The sequence below is a fragment of the Neisseria chenwenguii genome, assembly GCF_002216145.1.
GTDB lineage: Bacteria > Pseudomonadota > Gammaproteobacteria > Burkholderiales > Neisseriaceae > Neisseria > Neisseria chenwenguii.
Genome location: NZ_CP022278.1, coordinates 110,893 through 133,555, shown reverse-complemented (window position 1 = coordinate 133,555; position 22,663 = coordinate 110,893). Strand labels below are relative to the sequence as shown.

Annotated in this window: 19 protein-coding genes and 1 other RNA gene; 10 read left to right on the top strand and 10 right to left on the bottom strand. The window is 53.3% G+C overall.

Annotation, left to right across the window (positions count from 1 at the left end; genetic code table 11):
- Positions 1 to 38: 38 nt before the first annotated feature.
- The 4 genes from ffs to BG910_RS00635 all read left to right on the top strand — a co-directional run bounded on the left by ffs (position 39) and on the right by BG910_RS00635 (position 6,522).
- An RNA gene (gene ffs / locus BG910_RS00655) (signal recognition particle sRNA small type) lies at positions 39 to 135 on the top strand.
- 135 nt (positions 136 to 270) lie between these two features.
- Positions 271 to 1,989, top strand: coding sequence for an arginine--tRNA ligase (gene argS / locus BG910_RS00650; RefSeq protein ID WP_089035174.1), 1,719 nt, complete (start codon positions 271 to 273; stop codon positions 1,987 to 1,989).
- A gap of 462 nt (positions 1,990 to 2,451) precedes the next feature.
- Positions 2,452 to 5,427, top strand: a complete 2,976-nt coding sequence (locus tag BG910_RS12655) for a right-handed parallel beta-helix repeat-containing protein (protein WP_232462210.1) — start codon at positions 2,452 to 2,454, stop codon at positions 5,425 to 5,427.
- 228 nt (positions 5,428 to 5,655) lie between these two features.
- The gene (locus BG910_RS00635) at positions 5,656 to 6,522 is read left to right on the top strand and encodes an NAD(P)-dependent oxidoreductase (RefSeq protein WP_089035173.1); all 867 of its coding nucleotides are present in this window, start codon (positions 5,656 to 5,658) and stop codon (positions 6,520 to 6,522) included.
- Between the two features lie 85 nt (positions 6,523 to 6,607).
- Here BG910_RS00635 and BG910_RS00630 read toward each other — a convergent pair whose 3' ends face one another.
- Complete coding sequence (locus BG910_RS00630; protein WP_089035172.1) at positions 6,608 to 6,964, bottom strand: SpoIIAA family protein; 357 nt, start codon at positions 6,962 to 6,964, stop codon at positions 6,608 to 6,610.
- Positions 6,965 to 6,980: 16 nt separating this feature from the next.
- Positions 6,981 to 7,871, bottom strand: coding sequence for a DMT family transporter (locus tag BG910_RS00625; protein ID WP_089035171.1), 891 nt, complete (start codon positions 7,869 to 7,871; stop codon positions 6,981 to 6,983).
- A 459-nt stretch (positions 7,872 to 8,330) separates the two neighbouring features.
- Here BG910_RS00625 and BG910_RS00620 point away from each other — a divergent pair, with 459 nt between their 5' ends.
- Positions 8,331 to 8,858, top strand: coding sequence for a cold-shock protein (locus BG910_RS00620; protein ID WP_089035170.1), 528 nt, complete (start codon positions 8,331 to 8,333; stop codon positions 8,856 to 8,858).
- A 104-nt stretch (positions 8,859 to 8,962) separates the two neighbouring features.
- On the opposite strand, the gene dld is transcribed toward BG910_RS00620, so the two are convergent.
- The 4 genes from dld to BG910_RS00600 all read right to left on the bottom strand — a co-directional run bounded on the left by dld (position 8,963) and on the right by BG910_RS00600 (position 13,977).
- Positions 8,963 to 10,654, bottom strand: coding sequence for a D-lactate dehydrogenase (dld, locus tag BG910_RS00615; RefSeq protein ID WP_089037065.1), 1,692 nt, complete (start codon positions 10,652 to 10,654; stop codon positions 8,963 to 8,965).
- 356 nt (positions 10,655 to 11,010) lie between these two features.
- Entirely contained in the window at positions 11,011 to 12,102 is a 1,092-nt protein-coding gene (locus tag BG910_RS00610; RefSeq protein ID WP_089035169.1) for a 5-methyltetrahydropteroyltriglutamate--homocysteine S-methyltransferase, read from the bottom strand.
- Positions 12,103 to 12,355: 253 nt separating this feature from the next.
- Complete coding sequence (locus BG910_RS00605) at positions 12,356 to 13,186, bottom strand: segregation and condensation protein A (protein WP_089037064.1); 831 nt, start codon at positions 13,184 to 13,186, stop codon at positions 12,356 to 12,358.
- A gap of 14 nt (positions 13,187 to 13,200) precedes the next feature.
- Complete coding sequence (locus BG910_RS00600; protein ID WP_089035168.1) at positions 13,201 to 13,977, bottom strand: tRNA threonylcarbamoyladenosine dehydratase; 777 nt, start codon at positions 13,975 to 13,977, stop codon at positions 13,201 to 13,203.
- Between the two features lie 166 nt (positions 13,978 to 14,143).
- Between BG910_RS00600 and BG910_RS00595 the strand changes: the two genes are divergently transcribed.
- Complete coding sequence (locus BG910_RS00595; RefSeq protein WP_089035167.1) at positions 14,144 to 14,614, top strand: universal stress protein; 471 nt, start codon at positions 14,144 to 14,146, stop codon at positions 14,612 to 14,614.
- 103 nt (positions 14,615 to 14,717) lie between these two features.
- Here BG910_RS00595 and BG910_RS00590 read toward each other — a convergent pair whose 3' ends face one another.
- The gene (locus BG910_RS00590; protein WP_089035166.1) at positions 14,718 to 15,851 is read right to left on the bottom strand and encodes a PilT/PilU family type 4a pilus ATPase; all 1,134 of its coding nucleotides are present in this window, start codon (positions 15,849 to 15,851) and stop codon (positions 14,718 to 14,720) included.
- Positions 15,852 to 15,982: 131 nt separating this feature from the next.
- Here BG910_RS00590 and BG910_RS00585 point away from each other — a divergent pair, with 131 nt between their 5' ends.
- The 4 genes from BG910_RS00585 (at position 15,983) to lepB (ending at position 20,380) form a co-directional block, all read left to right on the top strand.
- Entirely contained in the window at positions 15,983 to 16,684 is a 702-nt protein-coding gene (locus BG910_RS00585) for a 5'-methylthioadenosine/adenosylhomocysteine nucleosidase (RefSeq protein ID WP_089035165.1), read from the top strand.
- A 164-nt stretch (positions 16,685 to 16,848) separates the two neighbouring features.
- Positions 16,849 to 18,642 (top strand): translation elongation factor 4, encoded by a 1,794-nt coding sequence (gene lepA / locus BG910_RS00580; protein WP_089035164.1) that lies wholly within the window; start codon positions 16,849 to 16,851, stop codon positions 18,640 to 18,642.
- Positions 18,643 to 18,700: 58 nt separating this feature from the next.
- Positions 18,701 to 19,312 (top strand): nucleotidyltransferase family protein, encoded by a 612-nt coding sequence (locus tag BG910_RS00575; RefSeq protein WP_089035163.1) that lies wholly within the window; start codon positions 18,701 to 18,703, stop codon positions 19,310 to 19,312.
- A gap of 81 nt (positions 19,313 to 19,393) precedes the next feature.
- On the top strand, positions 19,394 to 20,380 hold the full coding sequence (gene lepB / locus BG910_RS00570) for a signal peptidase I (RefSeq protein WP_089035162.1): 987 nt from the start codon (positions 19,394 to 19,396) through the stop codon (positions 20,378 to 20,380).
- A gap of 273 nt (positions 20,381 to 20,653) precedes the next feature.
- Here lepB and lipA read toward each other — a convergent pair whose 3' ends face one another.
- From lipA to BG910_RS00555, 3 genes are read right to left on the bottom strand one after another with little or no spacing between them, the layout of a single operon-like run.
- Complete coding sequence (gene lipA, locus BG910_RS00565; protein ID WP_089035161.1) at positions 20,654 to 21,643, bottom strand: lipoyl synthase; 990 nt, start codon at positions 21,641 to 21,643, stop codon at positions 20,654 to 20,656.
- Positions 21,640 to 22,260, bottom strand: coding sequence for a lipoyl(octanoyl) transferase LipB (gene lipB / locus BG910_RS00560; RefSeq protein WP_089035160.1), 621 nt, complete (start codon positions 22,258 to 22,260; stop codon positions 21,640 to 21,642). The genes lipA and lipB overlap by 4 nt, the downstream gene beginning before the upstream one ends.
- On the bottom strand, positions 22,260 to 22,529 hold the full coding sequence (locus BG910_RS00555; protein WP_089035159.1) for an HP0495 family protein: 270 nt from the start codon (positions 22,527 to 22,529) through the stop codon (positions 22,260 to 22,262). Before BG910_RS00555 ends, lipB begins: the two co-directional genes overlap by 1 nt.
- Positions 22,530 to 22,663: the final 134 nt, after the last annotated feature.

Below are 22,663 nucleotides of genomic sequence, written 5' to 3'. Positions count from 1 at the left end.
CCGACGGCGGAAAATCGGTTATAATCACGTTCTCTTACGGCGGGTCTCCCCGCATGGTAATTCGGAACACCGGGTCAGGGGCGGAAGCCAGCAGCCCACTCCGATGCGTCAGTGCCGGGGGTCGGGCTCGCCGCCCGAATTTTTGAAAGCCTGTTTGCTTGTGCAAACGGGCTTTTTTCATACCCGCCTTTTTCAGACGGCCTTTTCCCCGCTGTCTTTCGACCCCGAATTCTTTTAAAATACCGCCCTACGATTATTTTGAGAACTTCTATGAATTTACACCATACCGTCGCCCTCGAAGCCGAAAAAGCCTTTGCCGCCGCGGGCATCGCCGCTGCGCCTGTTGTTTTGCAACCCGCGAAAAACGCCGATTTCGGCGATTTCCAAATCAACGGCGTGATGGGCGCGGCGAAAAAAGCCGGGCAAAATCCGCGCGAGCTGGCGCAGAAAGTTGCCGGCGTGCTGGCGGGAAATGCCGTTATCGAATCGGCAGAAGTTGCAGGCCCGGGCTTTATCAACCTGCGTTTGCGCGCCGACTTTTTGGCGCAAAATATTCAGACGGCCTTGAACGACGCGCGTTTGGGCGTGGCTAAAAACGCTGCGCCGAAAACCGTTGTCATCGATTATTCTTCGCCGAATTTGGCTAAAGAAATGCATGTCGGCCATTTGCGTTCCAGCATTATCGGTGACAGCATTTCGCGCGTTTTAGAATTTTTAGGCGATAAAGTTATCCGCCAAAACCACGTCGGCGACTGGGGTACGCAGTTCGGCATGTTGGTCGCCTATATGGTTGAACAGCAAAAAGAAAATGCGCAATTTGAGCTGGCGGATTTAGAGCAGTTTTACCGCAACGCCAAAGTGCGCTTCGACGAAGACCCCGCATTTGCCGACACCGCGCGCGAATATGTGGTCAAACTTCAAGGCGGTGATGCGCAAGTGCTTGAATTGTGGAAACAGTTTGTTGAAATTTCCTTGAGTCACGCGCAAGCAGTTTACCAAACTCTGGGCTTGAAACTTCACCCCGAAGATGTGGCCGGCGAATCGCTCTACAACGACGATTTACAGCCCGTTATCGACGATTTGACCGCCAAAGGTCTGGCGGTCGAAGACGACGGCGCGAAGGTCGTGTTTTTGGAAGAATTTAAAAACAAAGAAGGCGAGCCGGCGGCGTTTATCGTGCAGAAAAAAGGCGGCGGATTTTTATACGCTTCCACCGATTTGGCCTGTATGCGCTACCGCGTAGGCTGTCTGAAAGGTGACCGTTTGCTGTATGTGGTCGATCACCGCCAAGGTTTGCATTTCGAGCAATTGTTTACCACTTCGCGCAAAGCAGGCTATCTTCCGGAAAACGTTTCCGCTGAATTTATCGGTTTCGGCACGATGATGGGCAAAGACGGCAAGCCGTTTAAAACCCGTTCGGGCGATACCGTGAAGCTGGTGGATTTGCTCGATGAAGCGGTGGAACGCGCGACTGAATTGGTTCAAACCAAAAATCCTGATTTGGGCGCGGAAGAAGTGGCGCAAATCTCCAAAACGGTCGGCATCGGTGCAGTCAAATACGCCGATTTGAGTAAAAACCGTACCAGCGCTTATGTCTTCGACTGGGATGCGATGTTGAGCTTCGAAGGCAACACCGCGCCCTACCTGCAATACGCCTATACCCGCGTGCAATCCGTCTTCCGCAAAGCGGGCAAATGGAATGTTCAGACGGCCTTAAGCCTCACCGAGCCGCTGGAAAAACAGCTTGCCGTTGAGCTGCTGAAATTTGAAGACGTCTTGCAAAGCGTGGCGGAAACGTCTTATCCGCACTATCTGGCCGCCTATCTTTACCAGGTTGCCACGCTGTTTTCCCGTTTCTACGAAGCCTGCCCGATTCTTAAAGCCGAAGGCCAAACCCGCAACACCCGTCTGCAACTGGCCAAACTGACCGGCGGCACGCTGAAGCAGGGCTTGGAACTGCTCGGCATCGAAACGCTGGAAGTGATGTAAGGCCGTCTGAAAATGGCCGTTTGAAATTTGATTACTGATGTTTTACAGCCCGAACGGCGACACCGTGCGGGCTGTTTTTTTGTCTGAAAATTTCAAAAAACCTCAAAAATATACCGTTAAAACTGTTTTTATACCGACTATCCGATATCCAAAATTCACTATTTCATATGACATCAATACTCTTGGTAACAATTTTGCATCAATATAAATTCTAAAATAAAACAATGCAATATTTAAAAAGGGTATAAAAATTATTGCGTCATTATTTCCGTTTACATAACATTGCAGTAAATCTTAAGTGAATATGCAAATAGCTTTGTTAATTTTCGTTTAACTTTTTATATTTTAAAAAATATAAAACAGACAAAATATAACAAAATAAAATATGCAATAGAGCTTAAAAGATTTTTACAAAAGAGCGGATAAATCCGCAACACTTAAAACACTTACGGGACTTTCAAAATGCAAAAAACCAACCAGACTGCACAAGCGGCAGTCAAACAGACTTCGTCTGTCCAAAATCTGCACATTCAAAACGAGCCGCCCCTCGACGAAGCCGTTCTGAATGCCGAAAACGCGCAAAATGCCGTGCTCTCCGACGTTTTAACCGATGGTTCTGCCCCACGCGAATGGCTGCCCCTGCCTGAAGAAGAAGCTTCGGCAGAAGCCGGCAAAACCGCAAAAGCCGCCGCACCGAAATCTGCAGCCAATCAAACTTACGACATTGCGCTGAACACTCCTGAATCTTATCTGGACACCCCCGCCTCCTACCTCGCCGAACAGATAGAAGTTGCCGCCCAATCCGGTATCGGCCGCAACCTACTGTACACACTCGGCGGACTCGGCGGTGCAGGCTTGGCCGGTGCAGCCGCTGGTGGTGGCGGTGGCGGTTCAGACAGCCAAAGCACAGACGATGCCGCTGCCGAGAAAGCCGCTGCCGAGAAAGCCGCTGCCGAGAAAGCCGCTGCCGAGAAAGCCGCTGCCGAGAAAGCCGCTGCCGAGAAAGCCGCTGCCGAGAAAGCCGCTGCCGAGAAAGCCGCTGCCGAGAAAGCCGCTGCCGAGAAAGCCGCTGCCGAGAAAGCCGCTGCCGAGAAAGCCGCTGCCGAGAAAGCCGCTGCCGAGAAAGCCGCTGCCGAGAAAGCCGCTGCCGAGAAAGCCGCTGCCGAGAAAGCCGCTGCCGAGAAAGCCGCTGCCGAGAAAGCCGCTGCCGAGAAAGCCGCTGCCGAGAAAGCCGCTGCCGAGAAAGCCGCTGCCGAGAAAGCCGCTGCCGAGAAAGCCGCTGCCGAGAAAGCCGCTGCTGAAAAAGCCGCTGCCGAGAAAGCTGCTGCCGAGAAAGTTGCTGCCGAGAAAGCTGGCACCACTGAAAAAACTGATGGAACAACTGAATCAACTGACAAAAAAGTTGCTCATGTGATTGAAAAATCCGACGTTGACTATTCCGCCGATTCCACCGTTACCGACCACAAAACATTTATCGCAGCCGACGGAAAAACCATCGCTTATAAAATCCACCACACCGAAAAATACGGCAAATACATCGACGCTGCTGATTTCGGTACCGACCAAAGCGGCAAAACCGACAGCCTCGCTGCGATTAAAAATGCGCTGGCGGCGGCTCATGCCGAAAATGCGGCGGTTTATCTCGGCGGCAAGCTGTATATTTCCGACCAAATCGTTATCAATAAATCGTTAAACGGTGTTACCGCGCTCTTCGGCGACGGTATGGGCGAGACTGAAATTTCGTTCGACAAAGCGCAAACCGGTGTGTTCAACTCCAATTCCAACGAAGACGACATCCGCGCGTTTGCCGGCATTCTGGTGGACGGCGTCAACGGTGTAACCGTTGCCGATTTGTCGGTTGAATATACCAACAATGATTTTTACCGCAAAGGCCAAAGCTACTTCGGCAAAGTCAGCGGCATTTTGGTCAACGATGCCGGCGACACCTTGATTAGCGGCGTCGAAGTATCCGGTGTCAACCGTGCCGGCGTGATTTTCACTTCAACGGAAACGTTAACCCGCGATCCGCGCAGTGTACAAGGCCGTACCTACAAAGCCCGTCTGATTCGCAACGAAATCGACGAAGACGATGCCAATCTGCCTTGGGGTGAAAACAACCGCATCGAGAACAGCTACCTGCACAACAACCGCGTTGCCGGCGCACTGGTTTCCTACCAGAAAAACTTTACCGCAGACGGCAACACCCTGTCGTGGAACGGCCATGAAGCCGACGGCGGCACCGGTTACGGCATTGCCACTATGGCCGGCAGCTACAACAAAGGTATTACCTTTACCAATAACTATACCGACCATAACTACCGCAAAGGCTTGGATTCGCACGACGGTACCGACATCACCATCGTCGGCAATGTCTCCAACGGCGACCGTCTCTACGGCATTGCCGTGTACAACCGCCAATTTGCCATGGACAAAGTCAAAATCGCTGACAACACCGTTATTCAAGATGCCGCGTTTCGTTTGATCAACGACGACGACTTGGGTACCCGTTACCAAGGCTATTCCGCCATCCAACTGCAAACCAACACCCAGCGCCGTGATCTGCATACTGATGATGCTGTTTACGAAATTACCGGTAACAAAATCAGCGGATTAGATGTACTCAACAAAGCCATGCAGACCTACGCTATCGAGTTCCGCAACTACGAGCACAGCATCGACTACACCGCCAACATTACCGGCAATACCATCACAGGCGAAGCAACACGCTATCTGATTGCCGTATTGAACGATACTTCGCTCAATAAAGTAGCCGGCGCCGGTTCAGGCACTATCAACATTAGCGGCAACACCGCTGAAATCGGCGAAATCCTGAACGGTTCGGTTGCAGTCTATGTACAGGAAAGCGGTATGACCGATACCCTGCGCGGCAGTGTAACCGTCAGCGACAACAACCTGACCATCGGCAAATCCAACGGTACGGTCGAGGCCATCCAATTAATCGGCAACGCCGAAACCTACACCGTAACCGACAACACGCTGACCCTGCACGGTACGATGGACAAATCCATCATCAGCATTCTCGGCCGTTCCGGCAGCGAAAACGTCAGCGCGACAGTTAGCGACAACACCATCAACAGCGATGTTGTGAACGCAAAAACGCTGTATAAAGGTTGGATTGAAACCAGCAAAGCTTCTTTCATCGCCGTGGACAATACTTACAACGGCAAAGCCGTCGATGTCCGCTCCAACGTAGAAAGCGACGACTTAGAAGCCTTCCAAGCCGCCAAAGCCGCTGCCGATGCAAAAGACCCTGAACTGACCACCGTCTTCGACCTCGAGGCTGATTCGTTCAACATCAGTTCGCTCTTTACCGCCTACGATGCCGCCCATATCAATGCCGACACAGAGCATTACGAATATGCCGGCCTCAACGATACCTTTACCATCAATACCGAAGAACATGCGGCAGTGATTTGATGATTTGGTAAGAGGCCGTCTGAAAACAGCAAACCGCAGGTCGGGCATCTGAATCCGGCGAGTTTGAAAGTCCTGTACCGGATTGGATGCTCAACCTACGGCTCTGTCGGGAGGACGCTCCCAACCCCAAAGGCCGTCTGAAAACAAAACAGTTTTCAGACGGCCTTTTCCCGTATTATCATGTAAACGGAACACCGCTATCCCGTTCACGCAAAAGGAGATTTCAAAATGAATACATACAACGACATCGGCTGGATAGGCTTGGGCCAGATGGGCGTCCCGATGGTCAACCGCCTGTTGGAACACGGCTTTAAGGTCGGCGTTTACAACCGCTCGCCCGACAAAGCGCAGGCCTTTGCCGAAAAAGGCGCGAAAATTTTCAATTCTACCGCAGAGCTGGTGCAAAATTTTCCCGTGATTTTCCTGATGATTTCTGATTACACTGCCGTCTGCGACATCTTAAACGCCGACATCCAAGCACTGCTCAAAGACAAAATCATCGTCAACATGAGTACCATTGCGCCGTCTGAAAACCTTGCCGTCAAAGCATTGGTCGAAAATGCCGGCGGCCGTTTTGCCGAAGCGCCCGTTTCCGGTTCCGTCGGCCCCGCCACCAACGGCACGCTGCTGATTTTGTTCGGCGGCGACAACGATTTGCTGTCGCCGCTGCAAAAAGCCTTTGATGCGCTCGGCAAAAAAACCTTCCATTTCGGCGCCGTCGGCAAAGGTTCGGGCGCGAAACTCGTGCTCAATTCGCTCTTGGGCATTTTCGGCGAAGCATACAGCGAAGCCATGCTGATGGCGCGCCAATTCGGCGTCGATACCGCCGCCATTGTTGACGCCATAGGCAATTCCGCCATGGATTCGCCTATGTTCCAAACCAAAAAATCCCTGTGGGCCGAACAGAAATTCCCGCCCGCCTTCATGCTCAAACACGCAAGCAAAGATTTAAACCTCGCCTGCGCCGAGTTGAAAGCCGCCGGCAAAACTCTGCCCGCCGTTGAAACCGTTGCCGAAAGCTACCGCCGGGCCGTCGCCGAAGGATACGGCGGCGAAGACGTTTCCGGTGTTTATTTACATTTGGCGGAAGATTAAGGCTGTTAAGATACGCTGAGGCCGTCCGAAAACTTTGTTTGTCAACAACATCAAAGTTTTCAGACGGCCTGAGTGTTTTTCCCTTTTACTTCGAATTGTGTTCCAACAGCCAGGCCTGCGCTTTGGCGGTATCCTCGAAATATTTCGGGTGTTGGTTGGTCAAAAGACTGGAAAGGCGCGCGCCGAGCTTGATCCAGATGTCGTCGGTAACGACGGCGACACGGCCGAAATCGTTGTCGTGCTCATTGAGAAACTTGACCTGTTCCACCGCCATATCGATGGTAAAGTCTTTCAGCATCGACATGTCGAGCAGAATGTCGGGCAGGTGGATTTTGCCTTTTTCAGCCAGTAGCGCCCGCTCGAGCTCTTGGAAATCTTCCAGCGTAAATTCGTTGTAAATCGCCACGTTGAGGCCGTAAGACTGCTCGCGGATGGAAATCATGACACACTCCTTGTTGTTATCGGATAAACAGTTTTTTGATTTGTACGGGTTTGATACCGCTCAGAATGCCGCTCAAGACGATAATTATCATACCCGCCGCTTCCTGCCAAGTGATTTTATCGCCCAAGATTATCATGCCGGCAAGTGCGGAAAAGACGACGGTCAGGTAAGACAATGATGCGACGGTAAATTTGTTGCCGACTTTGTAGGCGCGGGTCATGCAGAGCTGCGCCACCATCGCGGTCAAGCCGATAGCTGAAAGATACGGCAGCGCCGCCCATGAAAGCGCGTGCCAGCCGGTCAGCGTGGCCCAAACGGCAGCCATCAGCGTGCCGACGACGGAAAAGTAAAACACCACGCGCCAGCCGGGTTCGCTCAAAAGGGATAGTTCGCGCACCTGCAAATACGCCCAGCCCGACATCGCACCGCCCGCCAAACCGACCAGCGCGGCGGTTTCCTGCCCGCCGCCGAAGGAAGGGTTGAGCAGAAGCATCACGCCGCCGAAACCGATCAGCAGCACGGCTTGGGTATAAGGCGCAATCCGTTCTTTAAAAACGAAAAACGAAAATACCGCCAGAAAAATCGACGAGGTATAGCTCAAGGTAATGCTGGTCGCCAGCGGCAGATGGGTAATCGAATAAAACAGGCACAGCATCGCCGCCGAGCCGACCACGCTGCGGTTGAGATGGCTTTTCCAATGCGGTGTGGCAAAGGTATCGCCGCGCGCTTTGGCGGTAATGCCCAAAAACAGCGCGGCAAAACTCATGCGCCAAAACACCAGCTCGCCGCTGGTAAACGCAAATTCTTTTGCCGCCGCTTTGATGGCGAGGTTCATCAGTGTAAAACACACCGCTGCCACAATCATCCAACCCGAGCCGAGCGGGTCTTTATTTTCCTGCGTTGTCATTTTCCGTGCCCAAAACAATCTCTTAACATATAACAAAGACGGCGGTTTACGCTGCCGGAGCGGATTTGCCGTTAAAACAGCCAATATACTTTATTTGAAAACTCCGACATAGCCATACCTGGCATTGTTTGGTCAGACAGGTAATGATATTTGTTGCGAAGAAGTAACAAATCTTGCAACCGTTTATCCAAAATAAATACCGTTAAATTAAATTTCGTCATGGATTTTCAAAAAAATGATATTTTCAATAACTGAAGAATATTTGCATAAGACCGTGTTTTATAAGGTTGTAAGACGGAATGGGAACGATGCGGCGTAAGTTTTCTCTGCTTTTACTGTTTGCTGTCGCGACCGCCGGTTTCTACTACGAAATTTTCCGCCTGTGTTTGGAAAATAAATGCAGATGTTTTCAAAATTTTCGTTTAAAATATACCAAATAATTATTTCAAGACTAAAATCATGCGCTATTACGGAACCATTATCCGCTGGAACGAAGACCGTGGCTTTGGGGCGGTTTGCGTGGACAATACCCAAATTGAAGTATTTGCCCAAATTTCCGCTTTTGCAACACCGCTCGAACTGCCGTCTGAAGGGCAGCGTGTTTCGTTTGAAATCGAAAAAGGCCGCCGCGGCCGTGATGAAGCCCGCAACATCTGCCTGGCTGCCGAGGGGGAGGGACGTCAGCCGCCGGCTGAAGAAGACGACATTGAAGATGCCGATTCTAAAAAATCCGGCATCATTCCTGCGCTTCTAATCGGATTCTGTATCGTGGGCGCCGCCGGTTACTTCGGTTTCCAATATTGGCAGGAAGCCCATTCCGAAGCCATCGCTGCACGCAACAGGCTGATTGTCGATGAAGTGCATGAAAAAATCACTGCCGAGCGCAAGGCTTGGCAGGATGCTGTCGAGGGGAAAACGCAAAAAACGAAACCTGCCCGCGTTCCTCCCGCTGAAAATTCTGCGTCCGAACCGGTTGGTGCGCAATAATTTATGTTTTTGATTTTTTGCGCCATGTAGAAAACAAAAGGCTGTCCGAAATGTTCGGACAGCCTTTTGTTTTGAAAAACATTCTGTTTTCTAAAAACGGTTCGTCAATCCGCCCAGTTTTTCTTCTTGGACGTTTTACCGATGCCCGGGTTGAAGCTGTTGGTCGGGTCGAGCTTGCGGTAAAACGCTTTGAGTTCGGGCTTGGCTTCGTAAAGGTGGCCGACGTTGTGTTCGGCCGGGTATTGCGCGCCGCGTTGGTCGAGCAGCGCGAGCATTTCGTGTTCCAAATCCATGCAGTCGTGGCCTTTTTTGACGATGTAGTCTTGGTGGAATACATGACACATAAAATGGCCGTAATAGAGTTTGTGGCTGATTTTATTGTCGATTTCAGACGGCAGGTGTTCAAACCAGTCGCGGTCGTCGCGGCGCAGGGCAATGTCGAGGGCGACGATGTCTTCGACTTCTTTGTCGTGCACGGCGCGGTAGCGTACGGCGGCGGAAGCGACGGCGAAGCGGTGCAGCATGGCGGCTTGGGCTTCTTCGGCGCTGCATTCGAAATAGGCCCCGCTTTTGCCGTCGAAATAGTTTTTCAGAAATGCGCGTGCTTCGTCCACGCCGTTGCCGCCCATTTTCAGAATCAGGTGGTGCTCGTATTTGTCGCGGTAGTTACGCATGGATTTGGGCAGGTGGTCGGGCAGGATTTTGCTGACCTGTTGCAGGGCTTTGTCGGCGAAGTGTTTGGGCAGGAAGCTGATTTTTCTGCTCCAGCGGTCAACTTTGGCTTTGATGTCGAACAGTTTGGGAAGTTGGTGCGTACCGATTTTTTTAATCACATAAAACGTGTCTTTGCCGTAGATGTCGGCAATATCGAAGGCATCGCGGTGGATGTATTCGCCGGACACGGGCAGGGTTTCAAACTCGGAAAGCGCGGCGCGGCGGATGTCGGTCAGCTCGTTGATGTCGTTGGTGCCGATATAGAACACAGCAGTCTGTTTTTCCTGCGGAAAGGTGTCGAGGCGCACGGCAAACACCATCAGTTTGCCCGCGCAGCCCGAGGCTTCGTAATGGCGCGCAGGGTCGGCATTGAAACGTGCGGCGGTCGGTTCATCGATTTGGCGCACATGGTCGCAATAAGCGTGGTCATGGCCTTTGCCCGCGTTTTGGGTGATGTCTTTGCGTTGGTAGTGCCAACCTTGTAAATTCGTCAAAATCTCTTCGGGGTCGTCGCCCAAATCAATGCCCAAGTGGTTGACGAGTTTCAGACGGCCTTCGGCGTCGATTTCGGCAAACAGCGCCATTTCCGTGTAAGCCGGCCCGCGCTGCACCAACGCGCCGCCGGAATTGTTGCACACGCCGCCCAATACCGATGCGCCGATACACGACGAACCGATCACGGAATGCGGCTCGCGCCCCAAAGGTTTGAGCAGCAGCTCGAGCTGGTTTAAGGTCGAACCGGGCAGGCAGACGACTTGTTCGTTGTTGTTGATCAGCTGGATAATCGCGATGCGCATGGTGTTCACAATCACAATATCGCGGTCGTAACCGTCCGCATCCGGGGTCGAACCGCCCGTCAGCCCCGTGTTGGCCGCCTGCGAAATCACAATCACATCGGCTTCCACGCATTCCTGCAAAATCTTCCACATTTCCAACAGCGAACCCGGCCGCACCACCGCCAGCGCCTTGCCCTCGCCGAAACGGTAGCCCTGACGGTAAGGCTCGGTTTTGGCCGGGTCGGTTATGATGAATTTCTCACCCACAATCTGCGTGAGGTTTTGGATAAGCTGCGAAGCGGTCATGGCGGTTTCTCCTTTCGGGTTGGTGCAGAACTTAAAAATAACCGGAAACATCTGCCGGGCCTTGCTTTTGGCATCTTCCGGCCTGCTTTGTTTCGTTTCCGTCCGTTTCATTATATTTGAAAAGAAACGGAGGATGGGGTTTTGAAAACCTCAAGCCGTCTGAAAAATATTTTTCAGACGGCTTGAGGTTTCATATAACGCGCGCAGGGTGCGGAATCCGCTTTGGATTGAACTTTGCGGAAAAATCAAATTATCCACCCCTTAAGCGCCCGGAAAGTGTGCGGATTCCGTAGATTGCACCTGCCTGTTTGGGATTCGAAAACCTTCCGGCCGCCCCAGCCCATAAATTACCCCAATCAGTCTTCGCCCCAAACTTCTGCGGCGATTTCTTCGACCAGGCGGACTTTTGCCCATTGTTCGGCTTCGGTCATGATGTTGCCTTCCTCGGTGGAGGCGAAGCCGCATTGAGGACTGAGGGCGAGTTGGTTGAGGGGAACAATTTTGGCGGCTTCTTTGATGCGCGCTTTAACCGCGGCTTTGTCTTCGAGCTCGGGGAATTTGGAAGTGACCAAGCCTAAGACGATGCGGCCTTTGTGCGGGTTGTTGTTGAAGTATTTCAGGGGCTCGAAACCGCCGCTGCGCTCGTTGTCGTATTCGAGGAAATAGCCGTCGTAGGCGGTTTGGCCGAAGAGTTCGGGGGCGACGGGATCGTAGGCGCCGGTGAGCAGGTAGGTGGAACGGAAGTTGCCGCGGCAGACGTGGGTGGTGATGGTCATGCCGGCGGGTTTTTGCGCGAGGATGACCTGGATGTTTTCCAGCGCTTGGGCTTTGTCGGCGGCAAATTCGGGTTTTTCGTGGTTGTTGCAGAGCGAACCCCAATAAACGTCGTCGAATTGCAGGTAGCGGCAGCCGGCGTCGTAGAAGGCTTTGATGCAGTCGATATAGGCTTGTTGGACGTCTTTGGCAAACTCGGCGCGGGTGGCGTAAACGCCGGTATCCCATTGAACGGGATACATTAATTGGTTGGGGCTGGGGATGGTGTATTTGACGGTGCCGCGTCCGGCGACGGCTTTATCGAGTTTTTTAAAGTGCTCGATAAAGGGGTGGTCGGGATTCCATGAGACTTTGCCGCAGCAGCGGGTGTTGTAGGCTTTGGTTTCAACGCCGTTGAATTTGTAGCCGTGTTCGGGGATGTAACCTTCGATGCCGTTGAGGTTTTCGAGGAAGTCGATGTGCCAGAACGCGCGGCGGAATTCACCGTCGGTAATGACTTGGATACCGGCGTCGAGCTGGGCTTGGATGAGTTTGGCGATTTCTTCGTCTTCGACGCGGGTCAGCTCGCCGCGGCTGATGAGGCCGTCTGAAAATTTGGCACGGGCTTGTTTGAGCGGTTCGGTACGCAGGTAGCTGCCGACGGTATCGGCGTGCAGGGGAATGGTTTTGCTCATGGTGTTTTCCTTTGTTTTCGGGGATGGTGGACCGAATAAAGTATAAATGAACGCGATGGAGGGAAACAGCGCAGGCGCATGAAAAATTTGCGGCTTTGTGTGCGCGAAATTTATAAAAGGCCGTCTGAAAAAATGGATGCTGTTTGGCTTGACGGCTTGATTGCGAAAATATCGGCGGGAGTAGAGATTTCAGACGGTCTTTGTTCGGGATTTTTAACAGGTCAAACGGATAAAATAAGGCCGTCTGAAAATTTCAGACGGCCTCGGTTTCCGGTATTTCCGCTTCTTCCAAATGCCCGTCTTTGGCATGGATTTCGATTTCGGCGAAATGGTCGGGTTGGATGATTCTGACCAAGCCTTCTTTGGCGAGCTCGAGTAGGGCGATGAAGTTGACGACGACGTAGGCTGCACCTTGTTCGGGATTGAACAGTTCGGAAAAACGGCTGAAGCCGTGTTCGTTGAGACGGCGTAAAATGGCGGTCATCTGCGCGCGCACGGAAACGGCTTCTTTGACGACGGCGTGGCTGCGCGTGTGTTTGGCGCGGGAGAGGATGTTGAGCCAAGCTTGGGTGAGGTCGGCAACGTAAACTTCGGGCAGTTTGGCTTCGACGGCGATTTCCAGCGGCAGATACGCCCACGCAAAATCGCGGCCGGCGCGGGGCAGGGCGTCGAGACCTTGTGCGGCGAGTTTCATCTGTTCGTAGGCCAAAAGTCGGCGGACGAGCTCGGCGCGCGGGTCGGCTTCTTCCTCTTCGACTTCTTCGGGATGCGGCAGCAGCAGGCGCGATTTGATTTCGATGAGCATGGCGGCCATCAGCAGATATTCTGCTGCCAAATCAAACTGATAGGCTTCCATCTGGGCGATGTAGTGCAGATACTGCTCGGTAATCTTAACCATCGGAATGTCAAGCACGTCGATGTTTTGCTTGCGGATAAGGTAAAGCAGCAAATCCAGCGGCCCCTGAAAACTGCCCAAAACGATTTTCAGTGCGTCGGGCGGAATAAAGAGGTCTTGCGGAATGTCGGTAACGGGCTGGCCGAACACCCATGCAATGGTGTTTTCAGACGGCTTTTCAGACGGCATCGTGGTTTCGGCGCTCATTTTTTTCCCGCAATATGGTCAACGGCGGCCTGCGCGCAATACAGGCCGAAGGTAGCGGTGACGAGCATACTCGCACCGTAACCCGCGCACGACAAACCTTGCGGCGCGGCATCGGCGGCGCAGGCATCGGCGGTTTGCGGCGGGATGATGTTTTCGGTGGAAAACACGCAGGGAACGTGCATTTTGGCTTTGGTGTCGCGGGAAAAACCGTAGCGTTTGCGCAGGGTGTAGCGCAAGTTGGCAAGCAGCGGGTCATGGGTGACGCGGCTCAAATCGGCCGTCTGAATCAGGGCGGGATTTTTCTGCCCGCCCGCACCGCCGCTGAGGATGAAGGGCTGTTTGTGTCTGACGAAATAATCGGCCATCGCGGCTTTGACGCGGATTTGGTCGATGGCGTCGATGACGAAATCGAAAGGCCGTCTGAAAAGTTCGGACAGGTTTTCTTCGGTCGCGAAGTCCTCGATTTCGGTTACGCGGCATTGCGGATTGATTTGCAGGATGCGCTCGTGCAGCGCGGTCACTTTGGCCTTGCCGAATTCGTCGGTCAGCGCGTGGAGTTGGCGGTTGACGTTGGATTCGGCGACATTGTCCAAATCAATCAGGGTCAAATGGCCGATGCCGCTGCGCGCGAGCGCTTCCACCGCCCACGAGCCGACGCCGCCGACGCCGACCACGCAGATGTGCGCTTCGGAAAAGCGTTGCAGTGCATCGCTGCCGTAGAGTCGGGCGATGCCGCCGAATCGGCGGGAAGAGGTCAGGTCGGTATCGGTCATGGCTTTGCGTAAAATCAAAAACGGGTCAAACAGCGGTCGCGGAAGCCCGTATTATACTGGAAAGCGGTTGAATGAAGCAGTGGGAACAGTCTATAATCAAAACGTATCCTCTGTTGATACAACCTCAAATACAGCGTGCCGGACTGCGGCAGACAAGGAGATGAAGATGTACAAACATTTGGTAGTGGCTGTTGACGGCAGCGAAACTTCTTTGAACGCATTGAAACACGCCGCCGATCTGGCTATGGTAAACAATTCCCGCCTGACTTTGGTGCACGTCGCCAATCCGGCCGAATACATGGCGCTCGCGCCCGAATTCCTGCAACACGAAAGCTATGAAGCCGCCGCCGTTGCGCAGGGCACGGAAATTTTGGACGACGCCGAAAAAATCGCCCGCGAATGCGGCGTGAAAGACATCGTCCGCCACCTGCTCGTCGCCAACAAAGGCGCGCGCGAAATGGCGCAGGAATTGGTGGATTACGCCGATGAAAACGGCGCGGATCTCTTGGTATTGGGTACGCACGGCCGCACCGGCCTGATGCACCTCTTGATGGGCAGCTTCGCCGAAACCGTGATGCGCCAAAGCCACCTGCCGCTGCTGATTATCCGCAGTCAGGGCGAGGAAGAAAACGCATAAACCTGTTTCTGCCGAAAATACGGATAAGGCCGTCTGAAAATATTTTTTCAGACGGCCTATTGGCTTTTGGGATCCGGATTTGGTCCGGCTGCCGTTCAAACGCTTAAATCAGCTCTAAATCCGGGCCGGCGTTTTGGGCGCGGCGGCTGCGCAGTTGGATGTCGAGGCGCAGGTCGTGGGCGGAGTCGGCGTTTTTTATGGCGTCTTGGAAACTGATGTCGCCGTTTTCAAACAGTTGGTACAGCGCCTGGTCGAAGGTCTGCATACCCATTGAGGTGGATTTTTTCATCAGCTCTTTGATGTTGTGGACGTCGCCTTTATGGATCATTTCGGCAATCAGCGGCGAATTGAGCAGGATTTCGACGGCGGCGACTCGTCCTTTGCCGCCGTCGCGCGGGATCAGGCGTTGGGAAATGAAGGCCTGAAGGTTGAGCGAGAGGTCGGTCAGAAGTTGGGTGCGGCGCTCTTCGGGGAAGAAGTTGATGATACGGTCGAGCGCCTGGTTGGTGCTGTTGGCGTGTAGGGTGGCCATGCAGAGGTGGCCGGTTTCGGCAAACGCCAGCGCGTAATCCATGGTTTCACGGTCGCGGATTTCTCCGATGAGAATCACGTCGGGCGCTTGGCGCAGGGTGTTTTTCAGCGCGGCAAACCAGTTTTCGGTATCGACGCCGACTTCGCGCTGGGTGATGATGCAGTTTTTGTGTTCGTGAACAAATTCGATCGGGTCTTCGATGGTGATGATGTGGCCGTTGCTGTTTTCGTTGCGGTAGTCGATCATCGAGGCCAGCGAGGTGGATTTGCCCGAACCGGTGCCGCCGACGAAAATGACGAGGCCGCGTTTTTTCATGGCGACTTCTTTCAAAACGGGTGGCAGGTTGAGGGTTTCGAATTTCGGGATGTTGCTGGTAATCGAGCGGAACACCATAGCGGTCGCACCGCGCTGCACCATTGCGTTGACGCGGAAGCGGCTGGTGTCGGGCAGGCTGATGGCGAAATTGCATTCGTTGGTGGTGGAAAATTCCTCAATCTGCTTGGTGCTCATGATGGAAAATGCGATTTCCATGCAGCGCTCGGCGGTGAGCGGCTCTTCGGTAATCGGCGTGATTTTGCCGTCCACTTTCATGGCGGGCGGGAATTTGGCGGTGATGAAGAGATCCGAACCTTTGTATTTGTTCATGTGGCGCAGCCAAGTATAGAGTTCGTCTTTCGCGCCGGGGGGATTGGTGTTGTCGTACATGGTATTTTTATGATGTGAAATTATCGGGGCGTATTATTATAACAAGGATAACGGCATTGCGCTCGGTTTGGAAACGGTTGTGTGGCGCAAATGCTATAATGCAGCGGATTATCTGGTTTTCGAGGTGGAAAATGGATTTTAATACAGTTGCCGTCATCGGCGCGATGGAACAGGAAATCGAGCTTTTGCGTGCGTCTATGAGCGATGTAAAAGAAGTGAAGTTCGGCAGATTTACCGCTTACGAGGGCGGTTTGGCGGGCAAACGCGCGGTGTTGGTGTTGAGCGGCATCGGCAAAACCAACGCGGCGGCGGCGGCGGCTTGGGCCATCAGCTGCTTTGCGCCCGATTGTGTGGTAAACACCGGCAGCGCGGGCGGTTTGGGCAAGGGCTTGAAAGTCGGCGACGTGGTTATCGGCACGCGCGTGGCGCATCATGATGTGGACGTGACCGCGTTCGGCTACGAATGGGGGCAGATTCCGCAACTGCCTGCCGCGTTTGAAAGCGATGAGGTGTTGACCGAAGCGGCGGAACGCGCGGCGGCGGCCTTTACGGGTGCGGCGGTTACGCGCGGGCTGATTGTCAGCGGCGATCAGTTTGTCCACAGCAGCGAGGGCGTAGCCGCCATCCGCAGCCGTTTTGCCGATGTGAAAGCGGTGGAAATGGAAGCGGCGTCAATTGCGCAAACCTGCCACCAGCTTGAAACGCCGTTTGTCGTGATCCGCGCGGTTTCGGATTCGGCAGACGAAAAAGCCGATATGAGCTTTGAGGAATTTTTGAAAACGGCGGCGGTAAGCTCGGCCGAAATGGTGATGGCGCTTTGCGAGGCCGTCTGAAAATTTTTTCAGACGGCATGATGTGCCGCCAACAAACCCATGCAAAACAGACGGTTTTCCGTTAAAATGCGGGGCTGATTTTTATCGGAAGGCCGTCTGAAAAATCTGTTTGGGAATTTTCAGACGGCCTTTTGAAACAACCGATTCTACCTTTATCCAAATCTATGAAAAATATCCGAAATTTCTCTATTATCGCCCATATCGACCACGGCAAATCCACGCTGGCCGACCGCTTCATCCAATATTGCGGCGGCTTGGATTTGCGCGAAATGAGTACGCAGGTGCTCGATTCGATGGACATCGAAAAAGAGCGCGGCATCACCATCAAAGCGCAAACCGCGGCCTTGAGCTATAAAGCGCGCGACGGACAAACCTACCAGCTCAATCTGATCGACACGCCGGGACACGTTGACTTTTCCTACGAAGTTTCCCGCAGCCTCTCGGCCTGTGAAGGCGCGCTGTTGGTTGTCGATGCCTCGCAGGGCGTGGAAGCGCAGACGGTGGCCAACTGCTACACCGCGATTGATTTGGGCGTGGAAGTCGTGCCCGTGTTGAACAAAATCGACCTGCCCGCCGCCGACCCCAAGCGCGTGGCGCAGGAAATTGAAGACATCATCGGCATTGATGCGGTGGGCGCGGTAACGTGTTCCGCCAAATCGGGTTTGGGCGTGGAAGACGTTTTGGAAGAAATCGTCGCCAAAATCCCCGCACCCGAGGGTGATGAAGACGCGCCTTTGCAGGCGATGATTATTGACTCGTGGTTTGACAACTACGTCGGCGTGGTGATGCTCATCCGCGTGAAACAAGGCCGTCTGGAAATCAAAGACAAAGTGCGGTTTATGAGCACCAAAGCGGAAACGCAGGTCGAGCAGCTTGGGATTTTTACTCCGAAATCAGTTAAGAAACAAGAGCTTAAGGCGGGTGAGGTCGGCTTTTTGATTACCGGCATCAAAGAACTGGGTTCGGCCAAAGTCGGCGATACCGTCACGCTGGCGGCTAATCCCGCCGCCACGCCGCTGCCCGGTTTTCAGGAAGTGCAGAGCCAGGTATTTGCCGGTCTCTATCCCGTCGAAAGCCACGACTACGAAGCCTTGCGCGACGCGCTGGAAAAATTGCAGCTCAACGATGCCTCGCTGAAATTCGAGCCGGAAGTTTCCCAAGCGCTGGGCTTCGGTTTCCGCTGCGGCTTCTTGGGTTTGCTGCACTTGGAAATCGTGCAAGAACGCCTTGAGCGCGAATTCGACATGGATTTGATTACCACCGCGCCGACGGTGGTGTATGAAGTCGTGATGAAAAACGGTGAAAAAATCGAGGTGGAAAATCCATCCAAACTGCCCGACATCGGCAGCATCGAAATCATCCTCGAGCCGATTATTACGGCGACGATTCTAGTGCCGCAAGAGTATGTCGGCAACGTGATGACGCTGTGCAACCAAAAGCGCGGCGTGCAGGTGAATATGCAGTACATGGGGCGGCAAGTCATGCTGACTTACGATTTGCCGATGAACGAAGTGGTGATGGATTTCTTCGACAAACTCAAATCCACCTCGCGCGGCTACGCCTCGCTGGATTACCATTTCAAAGAGTTTCAGGCCTCCGACCTGATCAAGCTCGACATCATGGTCAACGGTGAAAAAGTCGATGCCTTAAGCCTGATTGTGCACCGTCAAAGCGCCGTCCACCGCGGCCGCGAGCTGGCGGCGAAAATGCGCGAACTGATTCCGCGCCAGATGTTCGACATCGCCGTACAGGCCGCCATCGGCAGTCAGATTATCGCCCGCGAAAACGTCAAAGCCCTGCGCAAAAACGTGTTGGCAAAATGTTACGGCGGCGATATTACCCGTAAGAAAAAACTGTTGGAAAAACAAAAGGCCGGTAAGAAACGTATGAAACAGGTGGGCAATGTGGAAATCCCGCAAAGCGCGTTTCTGGCGATTTTGCAGGTGGGTGATAAGTAAGCAGAGGCCGTCTGAAAAACGTGCCCGACTTTCAGACAGCCTGATTAAAAGACAAAACATGGAAACCAGCCCTCAAAAAACCGAGCGTTTAATCCGCGAAATCAACCGCATCCACGTGCAGTATTCGCAGGATTATTTTGAAACCGGCAAAGTGGCGAAAGTCAATTTGTCGCATACGCTCGCGCGCGTGCCGTTGGAACATATTTTGTCTTACCGCCTCAATCTGCACGAAGCGGTCAACGATTATCTGGCTTTTGCCGATACGCGCGGCATCGACTTTTTCTACCGCGTCAAAACGGGCGAAAGCATACGCGATAAAATCGCCCGCTATGCGGCGCGGGAAAACCAGTATCCCGTAAACAATATCCTCAACGATATTTTCGGCGCGCGCGTGATTCTGCCTTCTGCCGATGTGGTGCAGATTTTGGAAAAGCTGGACGACTGGAAAACGCAATACGGCCTGAAAAACTGGTATTTACGCGATTCAGACGGCTATATCGGCGTACACGTTTACTTTAAAAACGCGAGCAATTTCTACTATCCGTGGGAATTGCAGATTTGGGACGAAAATGATGCGGCGGAAAATATCCGCAACCATATCGCCTATAAGCGTACATTTTTTCAGACGGCCTCAGAGATGCCGTCTGAAAAACACAGTGAACTAAAATAAAAAATCTACTTTTCTATTTTATTTCACTGTAAAAAACGGTGGAAATACAGTTTTACCAATTCTTCAAGTGAGTGATAAATAATGAGTTTAAACATTTTATACGCCGCGATTGCGGCATTTGTTGCCGGTTTGGTGCTTTACGCTGTCAGCAGCAAAGAGCGCAATGAAAACGGGGAATGGGGTTCGGGCCTGCAATGGGGCTACCTGATGATGATGGTCGGTGTGTTCGGCGTGTTGTCTTACTTTATGAGCTTTACCGCCGTTTTGCTGGTGTTCGTCGCCTTTACCGGCGTGGTCTGGCTGGTGCACAAAGGCCGTCTGAAAAAAGACCCGAACCATATCGACCGCGGGCATTTTACCGATTACATGAGCGGTTTTTTTCCGATTATTCTGGTGGTGTTTGTGTTGCGCACGTTTGTCGCCGAGCCGTTTCAGATTCCCTCAAGTTCTATGCGACCGGGTTTGGTGGTCGGCGATTTTATTCTGGTCAACAAATTCGCCTACGGCATCCGCACGCCGGTGATTAATAACGTATTGATTGAAACCGGAAAAATCGAACACGGCGATGTGGTGGTGTTCAACTATCCCGAAAACCCGAGCATCAACTACATCAAACGTGCCGTCGGCCTGCCGGGCGATGTGGTTGAATATAAAAACAAAATTTTGAGCATCAACGGCCAAGCGGTCGGCGACCAAGCGGAAGGGGCGCAAAGTTATGCGGAAAACACCCGCCAATACGGCACGGTGGAAATCAAAACCGAAGCGTTTCGCGAGCAAATCGGCAGCCATAGTTTTCAAGTGTTGAAAATGGCCGACCAGCCTTCGTTTATCCCGCAGGCCGTGCGCCCCGCGTTTCCTTATCGTGAAAACTGCGAATACGCCGCCGACGGTTCGTCGTTTAAATGCACCGTGCCCGAAGGTCAGTATTTCATGATGGGCGATAACCGCGACAACAGCGAAGATTCACGCTATTGGGGCTTCGTCAGCGACAAGCTGGTTGTTGGCAAAGCGTTTTTCGTGTGGATGAACTTCGGCGATTTCAGCCGCATCGGTAAGAGTATTCAGTAATTCCAAAAGCACATCTGAAAGCGTTTCCGACCGTATTTTTAGGTAAGGTGCAGGGTAGTCTTTTGGATTGTGGGAAAATTAAATGAATCGGACAGTGTTTCGGGAGTCCGACATTTCTTGGGATGGTTGAGGGTAACCTCGACCGCTTGCGTTTTTTGGGCGTCCGCGATTGTTGTGTTTCGCCTAATGGTTTGTTGCCGGGAAGCTGTTTAAATTAAAAAAGGGCCGTCTGAAAACGATCATGTTTTCAGACGGCCTTTTGCAACCGGATGATCAATGATGCCCGCAGGCACTTTGTCCGTGGCTTTCGCGCAAGGCTTCGGCGGCCTGCTCGTCGGCGTGGTAGCTCGAGCGTACCATGGCGCCGATGGCGGCGTTGGAGAAGCCGAGTTCGTAGGCTTCTTTTTCGAAGATTTTAAACTGCTCGGGCGTGACGTAGCGCAAGACGGGCAGGTGGCCGTCTGAAGGCTGGAGGTATTGGCCGATAGTAATCATTTCGATATTGTGCGCACGCATATCGCGCATGATTTCGCGCACGTCTTCATCGGTTTCGCCCAAACCGACCATGATGCCGGATTTGGTGGGGATGTGGGGCATCATTTCTTTGTAGCGGCGCAGCAGGTCGAGAGAATGCCGGTAGTTGGCGCCGGGACGGGCTTTTTTATACAGGCTGGGGTGGGTTTCGAGGTTGTGGTTCATGACGTCGGGCGGGGTCTCGGCCAGAATTTGCAGGGCGATGTCGAGACGGCCGCGGAAGTCGGGAACGAGGATTTCGATTTTGGTGTTGGGGCTGCGTTCGCGGATGGCTTTGATGCAGTCGGCGAAGTGTTGCGCACCGCCGTCGCGCAGGTCGTCGCGGTCGACGGAAGTGATGACGACGTAGCGCAGGTTCATGGCGGCGACGGATTCGGCGAGGTTTTTCGGCTCGTCGGGGTCGAGATGGTTGGGGCGGCCGTGACCGACGTCGCAAAACGGACAGCGACGGGTGCAGATGTCTCCCATAATCATGAAGGTGGCCGTGCCTTTGCTGAAGCATTCGCCGATGTTGGGGCAGGAGGCTTCTTCGCATACGGTGTGCATTTTTTGTTCGCGCAAAATATCTTTGATTTCAAAGAATTTTTTAGACGGCAATTTGGCGCGTATCCACTCGGGCTTTTTCAGTTTTTCCTGCAGGGGAACGACTTTGATGGGGATGCGGGCGGTTTTGTCTGCACCTTTGAGTTTAACGCCGCGCTTGGGGTCGTCAACTTTGATTTCGCTCATTGGGTTTGCTCTTTCGGTGTGAGTTGTGCTTCGAGGTGTGCGGTCAGTTTTTCCGCCACTTCGGCAAGGGTGGGGCAGGGGTTGAGATACTCTGCCATCTGGGTCATTTCCAAGCCGGCGTATCCGCAGGGGTTGATGTTGTGGAACGGGCTTAAATCCATGTTTACGTTCAGCGCCAGGCCGTGATAAACCGAACCGTCTTTGATGCGCAGGCCGAGCGAGGCGATTTTGCGTTGGCCCACATATACGCCGGGGCGTTGCGGGTCGGCGGCGGCGGCGATGCCGTATTCGGCCAGCGTGGCGATGATGCTGTTTTCGAGCGCGGAAACGATGTGGCGCACGCTGGCTTTGCGGCGTTTGAAGTCTATCATGGTATAGACGACAAGCTGGCCGGGGCCGTGGTAGGTAATCTGCCCGCCGCGGTCGATTTGGATGACGGGGATGTCGGTGGGCAGCAGCAGGTGTTCGGGCTTGCCGGCAAGGCCTTGTGTGAACACAGGCGGGTGTTCGACGACCCAAAGTTCGTCTTCGGTTTGGCTGTCGCGTGCGGCGTTGAAGGTTTTCATCGCTTCAAACACAGGCAGGTATTCGGCAAAACCTTTCTGCACAATTTTCATTACAGCACCACTTTGACCAATTCGTGCGACGTCAGCGCGCGGTAGATGTTGTCGAGCTGCTCTTGGCTGCCAACGTAAACCTGAACGGTCGCACCGACATAGTTGCCTTTGCTGCTCGGGCGGGTGGTAATGTGGTGCGGTTGGGTATCGGGCGCGTGCAGGCGCACGGTTTCCAATACGGCGGCTTCGAATTCGGGGTGCACTGCGCCCATGACTTTCAGCGGGAAAGTGCAGGGGAATTCGAGCAGGGTGGTTTTTTCGGCGGTCATGGTGATTCCTTGGCGAGGCCGTCTGAAAAAAGAAACTGCGTTTTCAGACGGCCTCTGAAACATTTGGCGTTATTTTAACGCAAACGCAGGGCGCAAGCCATTGCGGGCTGCTTGGAAAATTAGGCGCGCGGCAG